This is a genomic window from Polyangium jinanense (assembly GCF_028435365.1).
In genome coordinates this window covers 62408-80350 of the sequence record NZ_JAGTJJ010000046.1, presented here as the reverse complement: position 1 = coordinate 80350, position 17943 = coordinate 62408, and the positions used below count along the sequence as shown (strand labels likewise).

At 68.0% G+C, this 17943-nt stretch carries 13 protein-coding genes; 6 read left to right on the top strand and 7 right to left on the bottom strand.

Translation table 11 applies throughout. The features are described from left to right. Positions 1–31: 31 nt before the first annotated feature. Together KEG57_RS41605 and KEG57_RS41600 are read left to right on the top strand one after the other, a co-directional pair. On the top strand, positions 32–796 hold the full coding sequence (locus tag KEG57_RS41605) for a hypothetical protein (RefSeq protein WP_272427390.1): 765 nt from the start codon (positions 32–34) through the stop codon (positions 794–796). Between the two features lie 23 nt (positions 797–819). Continuing rightward, complete coding sequence (locus tag KEG57_RS41600; RefSeq protein ID WP_272427388.1) at positions 820–1548, top strand: tetratricopeptide repeat protein; 729 nt, start codon at positions 820–822, stop codon at positions 1546–1548. Between the two features lie 180 nt (positions 1549–1728). On the opposite strand, the gene KEG57_RS41595 is transcribed toward KEG57_RS41600, so the two are convergent. Both KEG57_RS41595 and KEG57_RS41590 read right to left on the bottom strand, forming a co-directional pair. Next, positions 1729–4347 (bottom strand): Lcl domain-containing protein, encoded by a 2619-nt coding sequence (locus KEG57_RS41595; RefSeq protein WP_272459537.1) that lies wholly within the window; start codon positions 4345–4347, stop codon positions 1729–1731. Between the two features lie 28 nt (positions 4348–4375). Further along, positions 4376–5134: a hypothetical protein gene (locus KEG57_RS41590; protein ID WP_272427385.1), complete on the bottom strand. Its 759-nt coding sequence runs from the start codon at positions 5132–5134 to the stop codon at positions 4376–4378. A gap of 242 nt (positions 5135–5376) precedes the next feature. Here KEG57_RS41590 and KEG57_RS41585 point away from each other — a divergent pair, with 242 nt between their 5' ends. From KEG57_RS41585 to KEG57_RS41575, 3 genes are all read left to right on the top strand, one after another. Then, complete coding sequence (locus KEG57_RS41585; protein WP_272427384.1) at positions 5377–5661, top strand: hypothetical protein; 285 nt, start codon at positions 5377–5379, stop codon at positions 5659–5661. Between the two features lie 23 nt (positions 5662–5684). Next, positions 5685–6407 carry a hypothetical protein gene (locus KEG57_RS41580; RefSeq protein ID WP_272427382.1) on the top strand — a complete coding sequence of 241 codons (723 nt, stop codon included), beginning with the start codon at positions 5685–5687 and terminating at the stop codon, positions 6405–6407. Positions 6408–6903: 496 nt separating this feature from the next. Further along, positions 6904–7827: an ADP-ribosylglycohydrolase family protein gene (locus tag KEG57_RS41575; protein WP_272459536.1), complete on the top strand. Its 924-nt coding sequence runs from the start codon at positions 6904–6906 to the stop codon at positions 7825–7827. Positions 7828–7831: 4 nt separating this feature from the next. Here KEG57_RS41575 and KEG57_RS41570 read toward each other — a convergent pair whose 3' ends face one another. Beyond that, positions 7832–9043 (bottom strand): winged helix-turn-helix domain-containing protein, encoded by a 1212-nt coding sequence (locus KEG57_RS41570; RefSeq protein WP_272459535.1) that lies wholly within the window; start codon positions 9041–9043, stop codon positions 7832–7834. A gap of 293 nt (positions 9044–9336) precedes the next feature. On the opposite strand from KEG57_RS41570, the gene KEG57_RS41565 reads away from it, so the two are divergent. After that, on the top strand, positions 9337–12360 hold the full coding sequence (locus tag KEG57_RS41565; RefSeq protein WP_272427379.1) for a hypothetical protein: 3024 nt from the start codon (positions 9337–9339) through the stop codon (positions 12358–12360). Positions 12361–12380: 20 nt separating this feature from the next. Here the strand turns inward: KEG57_RS41565 and KEG57_RS41560 are convergent, their stop codons facing one another. The 4 genes from KEG57_RS41560 to KEG57_RS41545 all read right to left on the bottom strand — a co-directional run bounded on the left by KEG57_RS41560 (position 12381) and on the right by KEG57_RS41545 (position 17678). Next, positions 12381–14168 carry a WD40 repeat domain-containing protein gene (locus KEG57_RS41560; protein WP_272427378.1) on the bottom strand — a complete coding sequence of 596 codons (1788 nt, stop codon included), beginning with the start codon at positions 14166–14168 and terminating at the stop codon, positions 12381–12383. A gap of 186 nt (positions 14169–14354) precedes the next feature. Beyond that, a complete protein-coding gene (locus KEG57_RS41555; protein ID WP_272427377.1) occupies positions 14355–14843 on the bottom strand; it encodes a hypothetical protein in 489 nt (162 codons plus the stop codon). Between the two features lie 230 nt (positions 14844–15073). Then, complete coding sequence (locus tag KEG57_RS41550; RefSeq protein WP_272427376.1) at positions 15074–16516, bottom strand: iron-containing redox enzyme family protein; 1443 nt, start codon at positions 16514–16516, stop codon at positions 15074–15076. Positions 16517–16544: 28 nt separating this feature from the next. Beyond that, positions 16545–17678: a 50S ribosomal protein L11 methyltransferase gene (locus KEG57_RS41545; RefSeq protein ID WP_272427375.1), complete on the bottom strand. Its 1134-nt coding sequence runs from the start codon at positions 17676–17678 to the stop codon at positions 16545–16547. Between the last annotated feature and the right edge of the window lie 265 nt (positions 17679–17943).

Genomic DNA, 17943 nt, shown 5'->3' with positions numbered 1-17943 from the left:
GCGAGCGCACACGTGTCCAGACGGGAGGCGCGTGGCCTGGAGTGTCTGTACACTTCCGAACATAAACTCCATGGCAACAAGGCTTACGGCATCCTTGGGGCTCGCCTTCGGCTTGGGCTTTGTCTTCACGCCGCTCGGCTGTGGGAGCAGCCCCATGGGGAACCCGCGGCCTAGCCGTCATGCTTCGGGCGACGGCCCGTCGGTGCCGGCGGCGACGGTCACCGCGCTCGAGGCGTGCGCCGAGCATGGCGCCGGTCGGCTGAAGGGCACCCACTACGCGATCCTCTTCGACGTCGACGTGATGGAGAGCGGAGAGGTCCGCGAGGCCAAGATCCGGGAGTCGGAGATCGGCGATCGGGAGATCGAAACGTGCATGGAGCACGCGCTCCAGGCGATGTCGTTGCCCGGGGTCGTCACGCCGCTGCGATCGTCGGCGTTGGAGGGCGTGATGCTGTCCCCGCACGCTCGCGGCGCCATGGGGAACGTCGTGATCGTCGGGCCTGCCGTGAGCCTCGTGCCGGTGTTGATCGTTGCTGCGGGGGTGACGATCATCGTGGTTGTCACCGCGCATGCCGTGGAGGAGACGGCCGAGGCGATCAAAAAGTGGCCGAGGAAGGTGGAGGAGAAGTGCAGACCGCTCTTTGACCAGTGCCTCGACAATCAAGCCCAACCGGACTGGAATCGGCGCACGTTCGGGGAGAAGAAGAGTTGTCTTGACTGTCTTTTTGCGTGCAGAAAAGACGAAGGTCAATGGCCAAACTACAAGTGCCCGCCCCCTGGCTGGCGCCCGAACTGAGTCTGATCCAGAAGTGAAGCGACATGCAGTCCGCCGACGAAAACCATCCGCTCTGTTGGTTCTGCAAGAAGCAGCCCGCGACGGTGAGGTATGTGCATCCGCAATTCAACGAAATGGTATGTGCAACCTGTCTCGACCGGCTGGAAGTGCAAGATACATATGAGCAGAAATGGGCCCATCATATTCTGGAGCTGGAACGCCAGGAGCGATACGATGAAATGCTCGCTTGTATAGATGAGTTCCTGGCAGCAAACCGCCATCGCGATCACGACAAATGGCTGGCTCGAAGCGTCGCGAGAGACCGAACCATGGTGCTTTTCGAGGCGGGTCGATATGCGGAGGCCGAAAAGGCGTGGGAAGCCTGGGCGCAGCTCGGCTTTCCGAACGTCACGGATCGATGGTTCAACGGGAGCGTCAAAGCGAGCATCTTGCAAGCGTTCGGGAGGCATCGGGACGCCCTGGCGGCTTTCGAGGAAGCGTTCAGCCATCAGGATCCGATGTACGCATCGGCCATTCCCTATTACTTGCCCACGCTGGTCAAGTTTTCGGAGAACGCAGGGCAGCCGGTCGACGAAAAGTGGCGGCGCGTCGCCGAGGCAGGGGCCGAGGACTTTGCCGTTGAGATGCCCGTCCGGGACTCGCTCGGAGAGAGCATGCGCGCGCTCGCGGAGATGACCCAAGGGATGCCGTCGAAGGCGGAGAGGGAGTGGAGAGCGACCCACGGCGCCGGATCCGGCGGGAACGCGCCGTGACGGCGGTGGGCCGAGGCCTGGGTTCGTCTTGACCGGCCCAGCTCTCGCTCAACCCCTGTTCGATGAACTGCGCATCGCGCAGTTCATCGACCCCGAGTCCAGCGCTTGCGCTGGTCCGGGTCCAGGGGCGGATAGCCCCTGGTGGGGCCTGGGGCAAAGCCCCAGCTCAGCGCCTCCCTCTCAAAGCCGCTCGGGCTCACGCACTTCGACCCCGCGCTCGTAGAATCGACGACGGACGGGCTTGCCGGCGATGTAGTCGGTCCACGTCCCGTGGTACAGGTCGGCCTGGAAGCCGCCCTCCTCGCTGATCTTGCCGTTCTCGTCCCAGCGCCGGTAAGGGCCGACCTTCTGGCCATGCACGCTCGTGCCCTCCTCGGCCTTCTGCCCGTTCGGGTGAAATCGCACGAATGGCCCGTGCTGCCGGCCTTTTTCGTAATGCCGTTCGGACAGGAGCAGCCCGCTTGGAGTGTACTCGCGCCATGGGCCGTGGAGGTCGTCGCGGGAGAAGCCGACTTCGTGGTCCTTCGAGCCGTCGTCCCGGAATACCACGCTCGTCCCCTCGCGCAGCCCTCCCACCATCGACTCCTCGTACCGGACCTTGCCGTTCTCGTAAAATGCTCGCAACGTCCCCGTGCCTCGCTGGAAATTGCCCTCCTCCTCGCGTTTGCCCGAGGGATACAGCGCGAGCCAAGGTCCGTCGCGCAGGCCCTCGCGGTACGTGCCTTTCTTGTGGGGCTTGCCGTCCGGGTGCCAGGATTCGTAGGGGCCGTCGAGCTTGCCGTCGCGGAACGAGTAGACGGCGGCGCGCGCGCCGTTCGGGTGGAACCGCTTGAACGTGCCGTCGGGCCTGTCCCCTCGATATTGGCCGATCATGGCGGGCTTGCCGCCCTGGTGAAACGTCTCGGCGGTGCCTTCGCGCAGGCCGGCCTCGTAGAGCGTCACGCTCGTCTTCCACCCTTCCACCGGGTGATGTTCGACGACCGGCCCGTGCCGGAGCCCTGCGGCCCAGGCCTCTTCGAGAAGGAGCTTCCCGTCATCGGGCGTGTATGTCGTCGATAGCCCCGAGCGCTGGCCGCGTTCGTAGCGCACCACGAATTCACGCCGCCCGAGCACGTCGAATTGCGTCCACGTCCCGGCCAGCGCGCCGGCGGCGTACGAGCCCTCGGCGAGGCGCTCGCCGCTGTCGTAAAAAATCGAAAAAGTCCCGACGAGCACGCCGTCCCGATAGTCGAGGCGCATCCACGGAGGGCCCTGATCGTGGTGGTACGTCCACGTGCCGTGCCTCTTCCCATTCCGCAGCGCGCCCTCGGCGAAGACGTGGCCGCTCGGGTAGCGGCTCCGGACGAGGCGCCCGGCTGTGGGGAGCAGCGGAAGATCGCGCACGCACAGGGCCCGGAAACGCGCGTGGTCCTCGCCCTCGCTCGCGAGCTCGGGCGGCCCGACCGTCTTCTCGGACCAGTGCTGCGGCGAGCAGAGGTTTCGCACCTGGAATGCGCGGCCCTGGTCGTCGGGATCGAGCGTCGATGTCCAGAGCCCCTGCTCGCCCTGCGAATCGTCCTGCCAGAGCTCCTCGCAGCTCGCCTCGGACAAGCTCACGAGCTCGCGCACGGTGGGGAGCCGAAAATCGTCGCGCCCGGCCTCGACCTTCGCCTCGCAGAACGTTTTCGCCTCGGCCCAGCGCATGGGTGGGGCGATCGCTCCCGAATAACCAAGCCGCTGGAGCGCGTCCTCGACGAGCCCCCCGGCCTTCCGGTAACGCGCGCCGGGCAGCGCGGCGCGCAGCGAGGGGCCCGCGGCGGAGCGCACGCAGCGGACGTGGTATTTGCCGTACGGGCTCGGATCGTCGTAATGGGTCGAATGAAGGGTTCCATCGGCGACGTCGAGGACCCAGGGGGAGCCGGCGTCGTCGGTGGCGGACCACAAGAGGCCGTCGGGAGGACCACGAAACACCGAGGGATCGAGCGCGGGGCTGCTGCGGCGGTGCTCGACGATGGAGAGGAGCTCGAAGAAACGAGGCAAGCGCCAATCGTCGTGGCCCCCGTGCACGAGGTTTTCACAATGGCGCGTGGCGGAGACGATCGCGAGCTCTTGTTGCGCCACGTCCCGCTGCCACGCGAGGCCCGTCGCGGCGTCGAATACGACGTCGCCCTCCACGTGCAGCGAGGGTTTTCTGGCGAGGGGCGCGAGTTGCGCGTCGGTGACGAGTGGCCCGCGCAGGCGGACGATGCCGGGGATCTCGTCCACGTCCGCGACCCCGAGGAGATCGTCGCCGTGGACGGGGGACTCGTGCATGGCGTGCAAGTCCCAGCGCGGCGCCGGGTGCGCGGGATCCCGCTCCACCTCGTGGCGCTCGCCTACGAAAAAGACGAGACGTTGCCCGACGGCGAAGCGCGACGGCGCGGGCGCGCCACGATACCCGAGCGGCTTGCGCTCGCAGCCCTTGTTCGCGTCTGCGGCGCGTGGAAAGGCCACGAGCATGGACCGCACGTGACCCTGCGGCGCGGGGCCGCGGAGGACCAAATCAGCGCGCATTTCGAGGACGAGGTCGGCCTCGCAGGGGCGCTTGAAGGCGTGGATCTCGGAGATCGTGCCCACGACGATGCTCCGGCTCGCCTGGACGGCATCCGCCAGCGAGGCGGACGTGCCTAGGGCGGGCGGGAGGTCGAACACCGGTCGCGGCAAGAGCGAAGCTGCCGACGTGGATCCGGGCGCGGCCTGCGGGGCGGAGGCCGAGGGCGAAGCGGGGGCGCCGCCGCAGGCCGCGACGAGGGCGAGGAGGACGAGGGGGGCTCGTTTCATGGGAAGAACGACAAGCGCATCAACCGCCTTACTTCGGCTCTTCGGCCTTCTTCTTCGCGTGCCGTTTGTAGAGCGCCGACAGCTCGAACGCCGTCGCAATGGCCGGCTCCCCGAGCTCCCGCGCCGCCGCGTCCGCGGCTTCCCTCGCCGTGCGCGTGAGGCTCACGATGATCCCGTCGATGAGGTCGAGCGTCTCGGTCTCCACGGGCGTCCCCCGTGGCTCCGCCTTCGACTTCGCCGCGTCGCGGAGCGCCTGCGCGCGTGATTCGAGGTCGAGGGCCGCTTGTGGCCCGCCGCGGGTCTTCGCGGCCTCTGCCACGACGGGCTCCTTCAAGGCGGTGCGCAGGGCATCGAGCTGCTTGGCCAGCCCTTCGGCGTCGTCCGAGGCCACGGAATCCAGGCCGAGCAGCACGTCGATTTTCTGGACCGCATCCACCTTGCCCGCGAGGAGCAGCGCGCGTTTGGCTCCGGCGAGCACCGATCGCGCGCGCAATCGAATGGCCTGCCCGTCACGTATCGCCGCCGCGTGCGCGGCTGTATCGACCTTTTTGCTCGTCCGCTTCGACACGCGCCCGATTCCGGCCTCGATCAAAGCATCCCGCGCGTCCTTCAGCTCGGCGGCGTCCTCGGCCACGAAGCCGAAAGGGGCGAGCTTCGAGCCGTGGGTCAGGTATGCATTCAAGGTTTGATTCGCCTGATCCAGCGTGTCCTCGGAGCCGAATCGCTCGCCATCCTTGATGAAGGCCGCGCGAACGTCCGGAGAAAGGGTGGTCAAGTCGAGCGCCATGTGAAACCTCCTCCCTGGAGGTTGCGCACGCTACATGAGCGAGCGCACACGTGTCCAGTCGGGAGGCGCGTGGTCTGGCGTGTCCGTACACTTCCGAACATGGACTCCACGGCAACGAGGCTTACGGCATCCTTGGGGCTCGCGGTTGGGTTGGGCGTTGTCTTCACGCCGCTCGGCTGTGGGAGCAGCCCCATGGGGAACCCCGTGGTCCCCTGGGGAACGTCGTGGTCGTCGGGCCCGCCGTGAGCCTCGTGCCGGTGTTGATCGTTGCCGCGGGGGTGACGATCATCGTCGTTGTCACCGCGCATGCCGTGGAGGAGACGGCCGAGGCGATCAAAAAGTGGCCGAGGAAGGTGGAGGAGAAGTGCCAACCGCCGTTCCAGGAGTGTCTCGAGAACCCACGGCAACCGAAGCGGAACAGGAAGACCTATGGGGACTACAAGGATTGCAGGGGATGCCTTGCGGAGTGCAAACGCGAAGGCGGCATTTGGCCCGAAGAGAGGTGCCCGCGGCATTGGCAGTATTGAGTTCCCGTCAGGAGGAAAGCGTCATGCCGTCTCCTGAAAAACCTCAACCTTGCTCGTTCTGCGAGAAGCGAGCGGCGACGAATACATACACGCGCGCAGGGCGCACGATCGAGGTGTGCGCCACGTGCCTCGACCGTCTGGAGGTGCAAGAGGCGTTGGAGTACAAAACTCTCGATACCATCGAGCTCATGAAGAGCGAACGGTACGACGAGGCGCTCGCGCAGGTGGATGCGTTCGCAAAGGCGAACCGCCATCGGGATCATGATGGATGGATGGCTCGAAGCATCGCGGCGGAGCGCGCGTACATCCTCTACGCAGCTGGCAGGTACGAGGAAGCCCTGCAAGCATCCGAAGCCGAGGCGCAACTTGGATTCGAGAACATCACGTATCGATGGTCGTATGGCCTTGGAAAGGCGCGGACATTGCAAGCGCTCGGAAGGCATCGCGAGGCCCTGGAGGCTTTCGAGGAGGCATTCAGCCATCAAGAGCCCAAGTTTCTGGCGCACGCCGCATATTACTTCGACGTACTGGTCGAGCTGTCGGAAGACCTCGGACAGCCGGTCGACGAGAAGTGGCGGCGCGTCGCGGAGGCGGTGGCGGAGGACTTTGCCGTCGAGATGCCCGTCCGGGATTCGCTCGGAGAAAGCATGCGCGCGCTCGCGGAGATGACCCGAGAGATGCCGTCGAAGGCGGAGAGGGAGTGGAGAGCAACCCACGGCGGCGGAGCCGGCGGGGACGCGCTGTGAGTCGATCGCCCCGAGGCTCGCGGGAGCCCTTGGGAGGCGCTTGCTCGCTTCGCGGGTGGGCACCTGGAGGCGCGTGGACCCGAGCCAGGGGCGCGTGGGGCTCTCGAGGGACCGCATGGGGTTGATGCGGAACGTAGTGGGGTTCACACGAGCGCGCGTGTGACCTGACCCGGGAGCGCGTGGACTTGACCCGGGAGCGCGTGTGACCTGACCCGGGAGCGCGTGTGACCTGACCCGGGAGCGCGTGGACCTGACCTGGGAGCGTGTGGACCTCACCCGGAACCGTGCGCGGGCTGCGCGCGCGGCGCCTGGACCCGAAGGTCGAGCGGTTGGATTTCAGGGAAGCCATGCGCGGAGTTCCGCAGGGAGCGTCTGGAACCGAGGACGGAGCGCCCACGGTGGACGAAGGCGCGCGTGGACCCGGGACGCGGCGCGCCTGGACCTTTTGCGGAATCACCCGGACCGCTCGGCGTAGCACCTGAGGTATTCTCCCCCCATGACGCGCCCCGCCGATCACGCATCCCGCATGGAACGCGCCCTCCTCGCTCTCGACGGCCTCTCCACGGGGGACGCCTTCGGCGAGCGCTTTTTCGTGCACCCCGACCGCGTCGAGCGCCTGATCAGCGAGCGCGCCCTCCCCGCCGCTCCCTGGAGGTACACCGACGACACCGTGATGGCCCTCGGCATCGTCGAGGTGCTCGAGCGCCTCGGCACGATCGAGCAAGACGTGCTTTCGCGCGTGTTCGCCAGGCGGTACGGCGCCGAGCCAGATCGTGGGTACGGCGGCGCGGCCCACGAGATCCTGCGGAACATCCTCATGGAGATTCCGTGGCAGTTCACCGCGAAGGCCGTCTTCGGCGGGACGGGCTCGATGGGGAACGGCGGCGCCATGCGCGTCGCGCCGCTCGGTGCTTACTTCGCCGACGATCTCGACGAGGTCGTGCGTCAAGCCAAGGCCTCGGCCGAGGTCACGCACGCCCACCCGGACGGCCAGGCCGGCGCCGTCGCCGTGGCGATCGCGGCGGCGGTGGCGTGGCGTATGGGCACGGGCGCGGAGCCTCGATCGGGCGAGGCGTTGCTCCGCGCGGCCTTTCGCCATACGCCCGACGGCGAGACGAAGGACGGTCTGGCGAAGGCATTGACGATTGCGCTGGAGGACGATCCGCGCACGGCGGCGCTCGCGCTCGGATCGGGGTATCGGGTGCTCTCGTGGGATACGGTGCCCTTTGCGCTCTGGTGCGCCGCGCGGCACCTGGACAGCTACGAGGAAGCGCTTTGGACGACCGTCGGCGGGCTCGGGGATCGAGATACGACGTGCGCGATGGCGGGCGGCGTCGTGGCGCTCTCGGCCGGGCGCGCGTCGATTCCGGCCGAATGGATTGCCGCGCGTGAGCCGCTCGCGCTCGGCGATCAGGGATAGGTCGTCACGCAGAAAGCGCCGCGACGGCTGCCCCGAGCGCGTTCGCCAGGTTCCCCCGCCCCGCCACCTCGACCCGCTCCATCCCGAGCCATTCGGCCATATGGGCGAGCTCCGCCGCCAATCGGTCGGGCGTGTCCGGACCCGCGCCGGGCTCGGTGTGAGAGGCCTGCACCCGGAGCACGCTGGCCTTGCGGTCGGCCTTCAGATCCACCCGCGCGGTGATGGTGTCGCCTTCGAGGAACGGCAAAACGTAATAGCCGTGGGTGCGCTTCTCGGCCGGCGTATAGATCTCCAGCCGGACCTTCACCCCGAAGAGCCGCTCGGTGCGGTCGCGGAACCAGATCAGGTTGTCGAACGGCGAAAGGAGCGCGTGGGCGCCGATCCGGCGCGGCGTTTGCGCCTCGGGATGCAGGTACGCCGGCTTGTGAAAACCCTCGACCGAGACCTGCAAGAGCTCGCCAGCCTCGACGAGCTCCTGCACCCGAGCGCGAGCTCCCTGCAAGGGCAATCGGAAATAATCGCGCAGGTCGGCCTCGGTCGCGATGCCCATGGCTCGCGCGGCCATGCGGACGAGCTCGCGCTGGGCATCCGCCTCCGACGGCGTGGGCAAGCCCATGATGTCGGCAGGCATGACCCGCTCGGTCAGATCGTACACCCGCTCGAAACCACGCCGCGTCGCCGTCGTCAGGTATCCGGCCCAGAACAACCATTCGAGCGCGCGCTTGCCATCGGACCACGACCACCAGCCGGACGCACCCCGCGGGCCCGTGGCGAAATCACCTCCCGTGACCGGCCCCCGCTTTTCGATCTCGGCGAGCACGCTCTTGATATACGCGCGTTTCTCCTTGGCGAAGCGCGCGAGCCCGCCCCACAGCTCCCCCGCCTGCGCGCGCGCCATGCGCCAGCGCAGCAAGGGCTGAAGCGCGAGCGGCATGAGCGAGGCCTCGTGCCCCCAGTACTCGAAGAGCGACCGTTTCTTCCCCCAGGCCTCCTTTTCAAGGAGCGCCTGCGGATACACGCCCAGCCGCGAGAATGCGGGGAGATAGTGCGTGCGGACAAGGACGTTGACGCTGTCGAGCTGGATCACGCCCAGCCGGTCCGCCGTCTTGGCGAAGTGGCGGCGGTTCACGCTCGCCGGCCGCGCTTCGGCAAAACCTTGCGCCGCGAGGGCGATGCGCCGTGCCTGCTTAGCCGAGAGGTCGATCTTCTCCTTCATGGGGGACCCGCATGGTAGCCGCGGTACGTCCGAGGGCCAAACGGGGCGCGAGCGCCACGCCGTGCGGGCAGCCGCGACGGCTCTTGACAAGGCCCCCTCCCCGCGTGCAGGCTCACGCCGCCATGCTCTTCTTCTTCGTGTAAGCGCGAAGGCCCGTCCCACATCGTCGCCCCTGGTGTTTCTCGTACCCAGGGCGGACGGGGACGAGTGCGCGCGCTGCACGTGATCTGCGGGCCTTCGAAGCCGCGTCGCGCACGCGCCATCCGGTCCGCGTCCGCCCGAAGGAGGAGCGCATGGACTCCGCCTATGGCGCATCGAACCCGTTTGCGACGGACTCGATGGCGCGTGTGATCGTTTTTGTTCGTCGAATGGTCTCCATTTCCGCAGATCTCCGCCGGCCCGCCGTGCGTGCCGGCACGTTGATTCACCTCGCCGCCGCTGCGCGCGCGCTGGAGCGGCGATATCTCGGGTCCGTCGCCCGCGAAGGCGAGCTTTCCGGCGAGATCCTCTCGTCGCTGCGCTCGCTCGTGGGCGCACGAGAGGACTGCGAGGCCGGTCCGGCGGGAGCGCTGCTCGTGACGTATCTGGAGGAGCGGCTCGCGGCGGAGGAAAGCCCCGCCCCGCGGGCCATCGCGCGGATCGCCGAGCGCGCGGAAGGGCTCTTCGGCAGCGTCGAATCCGCGCGGATCCATCGCTTCAGCATCGAGCTTGCGAGCGGCCGGCGGCGCGAGGCCCTCGAACGCGCGAGGGCCTTGCCGAAGGGATGGCTGCGCGAGCGCGCCCTCGCGCGGATCGAGGACGGGATCGAGCAACACCCGGGGCGCGAGCGCTCGTACTCGTTCGTGGGGAATCTCGATTCGCTGGAGGAGGCGCGCATGTATCGGCCGTCGCTGCCGCTCGTGCGCGAACTCTTCGTGATGGGCGGGGAGGCGTCGCGCATCGCCGAGGAAATGCGGACGCGCATCGAAGGCAGCGCAGGACAAGAGGCGCGCGCGCTCCTGGCGATTGCGCGGTATCCGGAGCGTGGGCCCGCCGGGGTCATCGCGCTTCTGCGCGCCGTGCGGCATCGAAACGCGTGGAATCACGGCTGGCTCGGCGCGATCGGCGCTGCGCTCCATGCGGAGCGGCTGGACCACGCCGAGGCGCTGCTCGCGCACGCGCCGGGGCGATATCTGCGAGGTCGTGCCGAGCTCGCCATCGCGGCGTTTTTCGCCGATCACGGCGAGCGGCTCGCGGCGCGGCGACGGATCCAGCGCGTGGAGGATCCGGCGCTCGCGCCCGCGATCCAGCTCTTGCTCGCGCGCCTCGATCTCGATGCGGGCCTCGTGCGGCGGGCCGAGAAGCGCGTGGTTGCCTTGCCGATGACGCTGCTCGTCCCACCGCGGCGCGCAGCGCTGCACGAGCCGCGGCTCCCCGGCGAGCCCGAGCCGATGGAGACCAAGCTGGCCCGCGAAGCATGGCTCGTCCGGATCGGGATCTTTTGTGCGCGCACGGGCTACGGACGTGACGCCCTGCTGCCGCGTGAGCTCGTGGCTCGTGCATTCGACGATGCTTCGCTGCGACGCGTGCTCTTCAGGAACACCGCATATTGGAACAACCTGCTTCATCCGGACGAAGGAGAGCCACACGAGGTGCGCTGGTGGAAGGCGGACGTGCTCAACGCCACGCGGATCACGGAGCACTGCCTGGACCTTCTCGAGAGCGCCTCCACGCTGCGGGATACGCTCGCGGATCTCGATGTCGGCGGCCACGTCACGCCCGAGGCAGCCTTTGCGCTCGGCGCGCTCGGCCCGACGTCGAGCTGGGATCGCTGCCGTCTTGATCCACGTTTCCGCGACGCGCTCGGCGCCGCGCGCGCCCATTACGACGAGGGGATCTCGTTCACGAACATGCGCAAGCGGCGCCGCGTGGCGCTGATCGACGCGGGCCGCGCCTATCTGCGCCGCGTACTCGACAAGGATCCCGCGGGCGGCGAGGAGGCGCGTGCCGCCACGACATCGCGGATTCGTTGCCTCCAGAACCTCGGCGGGGAGCAGGCCACGATCGTCCTGCAACACGCGCTCGTGCGCTCCGTGGAACGCAGCGGGCATGCGCAGACCAGAAGAACTCTGTTCGGCGCGCTCGCCGCGCTCGCGCCCCAGCGCGCGACGGAGATCTTCGTCGAGCAGTACGAGGTCTTCGCGCGGGATCGACAGGCACCATGGGCTGCGACGCAAATCGAGGCTCGGGGCTTGTTCCCGCCGGGCACCGCGAGCGCGCACGGCCGCACGTTCACGCGCCTCATGTTGCGCCTCGGCGATCGTGCCTCCACGTGGCTCGCCGACTTCGTCCGGACCTTTACGCGTGATGTCGGCACGCCTCCCGGCCCGGAGGTGCTGGCGATCGTGGACACGCCCGATCTGCCGGCGACCGGCGAGGAGCGCGTGCGCCAGATCCTCGAACGTCGCGAAGCACTGTTCCAGGGCGATCCCGAGGACTTCGTGCGTGGGCTCGCCGAGGAGCCGGATCGGCTGCGACTGCTCTCCGCGTTATGCCCCGTGTCGCCGGGGCACAACGCAGCCGTGTGGAGTGAGCACGATTGGCAGCGCATCGTGGAGCGCTTGCAGAAGGACGTCGGCCCGGTCGCCGTCGGCCCGATCGCGCGCCTGCGCCGACACTTGCCCGGCGCCGACCAAGCCGTACAGGCGCTCGTCCAGGGCGCGCCGCCCGTGCCCGCGCTCGCGCGGCCGCTGCCCCTCGGATCGAGCGGCGTCCTCGTGCTGCGGTACCTCGACAAACGGCGCGATTTCGCGGCGTTCTTGCGCTTCGCCGACTGCGTGCCGTGCTGCTTCAACAGCACGAGCTCCATGTATGCGTACGGGCGTGATGTGAGCACCCAGCGCATGGTGCTCTCGCTCTGGAAGGACCCGCTCTCCTTCTGCTTTCAGGTCGTGCGCGCGCCCCGCGCGGGCGTCGCGGAGGCGCAGGGGTTCGTGTTTGGCGGCTTCGGGCTCTGCGAGGATGGGCCCGCGGTCCTCTTGAACGGACTCTATTTGCGAAGACAGATGCCGTGGTTGCGCTTCGCGATCGTCGAGGCCATCGAGCAAGCGCTCTGCCGGCCGCTCGGGATTCGCCTCGTCGCGATTGCCACGCGGTACGGCGGCTTGGGCCCGCTGCCGCCCGACTATACGACGCAGCCACGACGCGTCGTACACCGGCTGCGGGCGCTCTGCGAGCCGAACGGCGTCCTCATGACGCGCGTGTACGACGACCTTTCGTCGCGGATCAACGGCGACGTCACCTCGCTTTACGGCATCTACTGGAGAAAAATCGCGTGACCTCGGGAGATCCCGGTTTCTCAGGCAGGCAGCGCGTACACGCCGACGTCGCCGTGCTCGGTGCCGACCACGAGCGTCTTGCCGCGGAAGGCGCAGAAGGCGCGCTCGCCATGGACGCTCCGGCGGCCGAAGATCGGGCCCGTCCATGCGGCGATCGTGCCCTCGCGATCGCAGACGACGACACCAAGCGCGTGGCTCTTCGTCTTCGCGGTCACGGCGAGCCAGCGGCCGTCGTGGCTCACGGCCACGCTGCGCAAGGGGCCGTCGGAGAACTTCGGATCGGTCTTCGCGCCCCCGATGCCGTTCTCGAGCGCGTTGAGCCGCTCGCAGTTGCCGGCCGCGTCCCAGCGGAAGATGCGGCACCTCGCGAGCGCGTAGACCTCGCTCCCGTGGACGACGAGCTCCGAGGGCCACGTGTAGCCCTTGAGCTTCTTCGGGACCGGGAGCGTGCGCAAAACCGCGCCGCTTGCGTCGCGCTCGACAAGCGTCGCGTCGGTGCCGACGAAGAAGCGGCCCGCGCCGTCGCTGCCGAGGCAAGCGGAGCCCGGGAGGTCACCGAGCGCCGTGATCACGCCGGTCGTCACGTCGAGCACGCGCAGACCGGTGGAGCCGTGGACGGCGAGCCGATCCCCGTCGATCCACGCGACGGTCGCGGCAGGCTCGATCCGCCGCACTTCGCGGCCCTCGGCGAGATCGAGGATCACCACCGGGAAGCCGTCATGGCCGCAGCGCACCGCCGCCCAGCGGCCTCCGGGCGAGATCCGGAGCCCATCGAGGACGGGCTCGACGGTCGGCGTGACCGGGATGGGCGCGCCGCCGTCGACGCGGACACCGTCTTCATGGAGGGTGACGACACGCTCGCCGGCGAGCGCGAGGCCGAGCAGCGCCACGGGCCCGTCGCCGATCGGGCGCCCCGTGCGCAGGTCGACGAGGAAGAGGCCGAAGCGCGATCCGATCGCCAGGTGGTCGTCGAGGAGCGCCCAGATCCCCGAGCCGCGCAGCGTATGCTGGGGCGGCACCACGGGCAGCTCCTCCGGCTCGAGGCGCTCCGCGTCGAAGAGCGTGTTCTTGCCGACATAGCGGCCGAGGATGAAGCGACCGTCGACGCTCGCGAGCATCGGGTTACGCGCGCGCCAGGCGTCCGCGCGTCGCCAGACCTGAAACGCCTCGGGCACCGGGATCTCCGTGCCGTCGCGGCCGCGGCGTTGCGTGGCGCCGGGTTGCTCGACGTCATGACCGAGGTGGAGCGTGCCACGTCCGACGCGGAGCACATGGCCGGGGCTCTGGCCGCCATCGATCGGGGTGAAGGCACCGCCCTCGCGCGCGTACCAGCCGTCGTAGAGCAGGACATCGCCGGTCGCTGGATCGACCTGCGGCGGGAGGCCTCCGCTGTTGCCGATGCGGAGCGTGTCGACGAGGGTGTTCGTGCTCGTGTCGTGCGTCTCGATCACCTCACCGCCGTCGCGGTACACGATGAGGCGCAGCCGCTCGGGCGTGATGGGATCGAAGAAGAACCACGCGCCGGGCGCCTCGATCTTCGACGCGCTTCCGCCGGGTCGGACGACGTGGATCGTGCTCCCCACGGCGAAGGCGACGACGCCGGCATCCGACACCGCCGCCTTCCCGAGCCGGGCGTCCCCGAAGCGGTAGCCGATGCGCGCCGGGGTGTGGTCGAGGACCTCGGTGAAGGTGCGCCCGTCATGCGAGAAGACGCGGACCCGGAGCGCGTCCTTGTCGTCGCGCTCGTTCTCGCCATCGGGCGGGAGGGCATCGAAGACCGCGACGTACTGGCCGCGAGGCGCGACCACGATGGTCTCGTCGACTGCCGCCGGTCGACCGGAAAGCGGCGGAGACAGATCGGATACACGAGACAGAACGGGCCAATTTGTCGACTTTGCCATGATCTCTCCAGCAGAGCGCGGTTTCATACACAGGCTCACGCGCGTGGTCCCAGTCGCAAGCACGATTTTCACGCTGCCGTTTGGAGAGACGCCTTACGCGTACTCCGTCGTCAAACGCGCTGACGTGAACATCCCGATGATCTCCGCCCCATCCCCCGACACGGTGACGCACGTGGCCTCGTCCCCGAGCAACCCACGCTCCCGCGCGAGCGTTCGCACGGCGACCGTTGCATTCTGGAGCTGTAGCCCCACCGCCCCACCGCCAATCCGCACCGGCATCCCCCGCTTCAGCTCGATCACGTACGCCCGCCGCTGCACCCGCCGCGGGTTCGACATGTCGACGGCCAGGAAATCGCCACAAAAGGCGCGCTGGTTCGCGCGGAAGAGCCAGAGCTCGGTACGGCGGGAGAGAAGCTCGCGGGCGAATGCATGCTCGTCCGCCTTGAACGCGAATGCATGAAACGCGAAGGCCGCCTCGGCCTGGGAAGGTTTCGTGATTTTCTGAACGAGCTCGCAGAAGAGGTCACGCCGCGCGACGGCGCGGCGGGTGAGCTTGATGGCAAGCGGAAGACAGGGCGCCATGAGGTCCTCGGGGGGCGAAGGTCGAACGCAGGCCGGCTCGCTCGCGCAATGTGAGCGCGGGACGAACGGCGACGAAGCGCGCCGGCATGAGCAACGCGGGCGGCGGGGGGACCCGCCCGGCGAGAGAACCGCGTTGCTACCGGAAGACCTTCATGGCGCCACCTGAATGTGAAAACCCTACACCAGGCGGTGGATCGAGTCAACGCCCGGGTCGCATGACGAGCGGCCCATCACGACAGCCATTGCTCGTAATCTCCAATGGAATGGATGTCGTAGGTGCACTCCTCGGACTCGATGAGCGCGCCGTGCAGCCGATTGCGACGGATCACCGTCCCCTCCCCCGCGTGCAGCAGCACCGACCGCTCGTGGCCGGTCACGAACCGCAGGATGCCGGACTGGATGAAGCAGAGCGCGTCGCCGTCGTGCACGTGGGTCACCGAGAGCTCGCCGCGTGGCTCGATGAACCGCTGCACCTTCGGCTTCTCCCGGCTATGCTCGATGTTTCGGTGGATCGCCGGGGCCAGCAGTTTCCAGTGGGCGCTGCTGTCGGACCAGGCGACCTGATCGAGGTAGTCCTGCTTCGCGATCCCGGCGAGGAGCTTGCCCTCCTCGAAGCCGCGCACGATGTCCGGGATGATCCCCTCCCCGAACATCTCCACGGCCGGCAGGATCATCCTGTCGAAGACCATCCGGCTGCGATGCTGATTGATATGGGCGTGCTCCTGGAAGTAACGGACATCGACGCCCGGGCCGAAGACCTTGCGCAGCGTGTCGGCCATGCGGCGGCACATCTCGATGAAGGTGGTCTCGGCCTGGAAGAGAGCCCCGATGTAGCGGAAAAACCGGCCGTGATTGCGGCACACATAATTGTAATAGTTGTTCAGGAGGAGCGACGACGTCAGGTAAAACTGCCAGTAGGTGTGCGGCGTCGAGGCGAGGCCGACGCTCTCCATGGTGCCCTCGTAGAGCGAGCTGTGCCGGGTCCGATGGACACCATAGCCGAGCTCGTCGATGAGGATCTTGAACATCTCCGACTGGAGCGGCCCGTAGCTGCCGCCCACGTTCCGCCCCATCGCGGACGATTCGAGGAGAAAATCGCTCGCGAGCTGGACGAGGCACGTCCGGGCCGCATGCTGCGGGTACTCCGAGGTGAGGATGGCAGTGGCCATCGAGCCATCGGACCGCCGCCGCTCCTCGGCGATGAAGCTCTCGAAATACTCGCTCATGGAGGAGAGCGTCCAGCGGCCGGAGGTCGAGATCGCGTCATCGAGGAAGCCGAACAGATACGACTCCAGCCACGGGCGCACGATGGCGCCGAGGACCTGCGCGCGCCGCCCGTAGAATTCGTCCATATCGGCGCGCTTCGACGCGAGGTCGCGTCGCGGGAGCAGGACGAAGTCGCTCTCGTAAATGGTGAGCAGCGTGCGACACGCGGTCAGGCTGGCGGAGGTGAGCAGCTCCTCACGGGCGAGCGGCTTCTGGAAGTTCAGGTCCTTGAACACGTGCGGCCGCAGCGGGCGCCGGTACGGGTTGTCCTCGATGCGCCAGGTCTCGATGTCGGCGTAGAGGTCGCTCTCGCCGTACGCCTGCAGGCACCGAGCGAAAAAATCGTAATCGTCGACGGCCGGGTTCCTCGAGCGCTCGTCCGAGAGGGAGCGTTTCTTGTGCTGCATCGTCATTCCGTGGGGGATCGGTGGTGGATCAGGCGAGCGAGAAGCGGATGCTCGTGTCGTCGTGCTTGCACGTGACGGTCACGACCTGGTTGCGCTCGACGTCGAGCGGCGTCTCGAAGCACTGGACGGCCTGCATCCAGTGGCTCTGGTGGTTTGTCGGGGCGTTCGTCAGCACGACCCCGCCGCCGAGATCGAGCTCGAACCAGAACGCGATGCCGTGGACGCGGCCGCGCTGCTTCGTCGTGACGGATACGGTGCATGTGCGCGGATCCAGGGGGCCTCGCTCGAAGTCGAATTCGAACGCCTCCGCGGCAGGGCTCAGGAAGGCATGCGGGTGCGCGCGCAGGCGCACCGGAAAATATGTCTTCGTCGAGACCTGATTGAACAGGCTCACGTCGAAGCCGCCCACCTCGAAGGCGAAGTTGTTGCGGTGGACGGCGTCGCTCTCGAGGAGCTGGAAGCAGACCTTCGCCCGCCCCGGGATGACCTTCGCCTCCGGTCGCAGGAGTTTTTCCCGCGCGTGGCGGACGATGGGCAAGATCCCTTCGCCGAGCAGACCGCAATCGAAGGTCTCGGTCACCAGCAAATCGGCCCGCCGGGGGATGTCCCGGCCGGCAACGAGGTCGGTCGACACCCTGGGGATGACCGAGATTTGATGGTCGAGCTTGTTCTCCGCGATGATCCGCCGCGCCAATCGCGCGATCGCCACGACCGACTCGCAGGTGAACACGGCCCCGGCCCCCGCGCGGGCCGCCATCATGGCGAGCAGCCCCGTCCCGGAGCCCACGTCGAGCACCGTGCACGGCGAGCCTCCAATGGCGATCTCGAGCGCGCGCTCGAAAGCCTGGTTTCGCTCGTGATCGTTCAGCATCGCGAAATACCAGCGTGGAACGAGCTTGCGCAGGAGCCCGTTCATCGTCAGAACGATGGCCTCGTTGTCGGCGTCGAGCGTCGAGGCCTCCTCGAATCGCTCGAGGGCCCGCTCCAGTTGAAAGCTCGCGGCGAGGCGATGGCCCTCCTCGACGAGGGCGCGTGCGCGCGCCCGATCGGCCACCACGCGTAGCTTCGCGCGGGGGGCTCGCCGGTGCTCCGGGCTCGATTGCAGACCCGTATCGGACGCGGGCGTAGGGTCCTCTGCGCTCATTCCGTCATACAACTTCACGAGGTGTCTCCTTAGGGCGGTGTGCCGAGAGCCCCCTCACAGCATTTCGTATGCCAGACACGATTCGCGGCTTTCAGGGCTGCCCGCGCCGCCATCGCCCGCGCCGCCACCCCGCGCGCCTGCCGAGCCCGAGCATTCCATCGTTTTGCGTGGCCTTGCAGGAACTTGCTCGATCATGCAAGCAGGCGGGGTTCGTTCGGCCGATCATGGATCGACAAACGTGCCGGATCGTGGCCCGAACGGGGAGCGGGGCCCGGTGGCACGA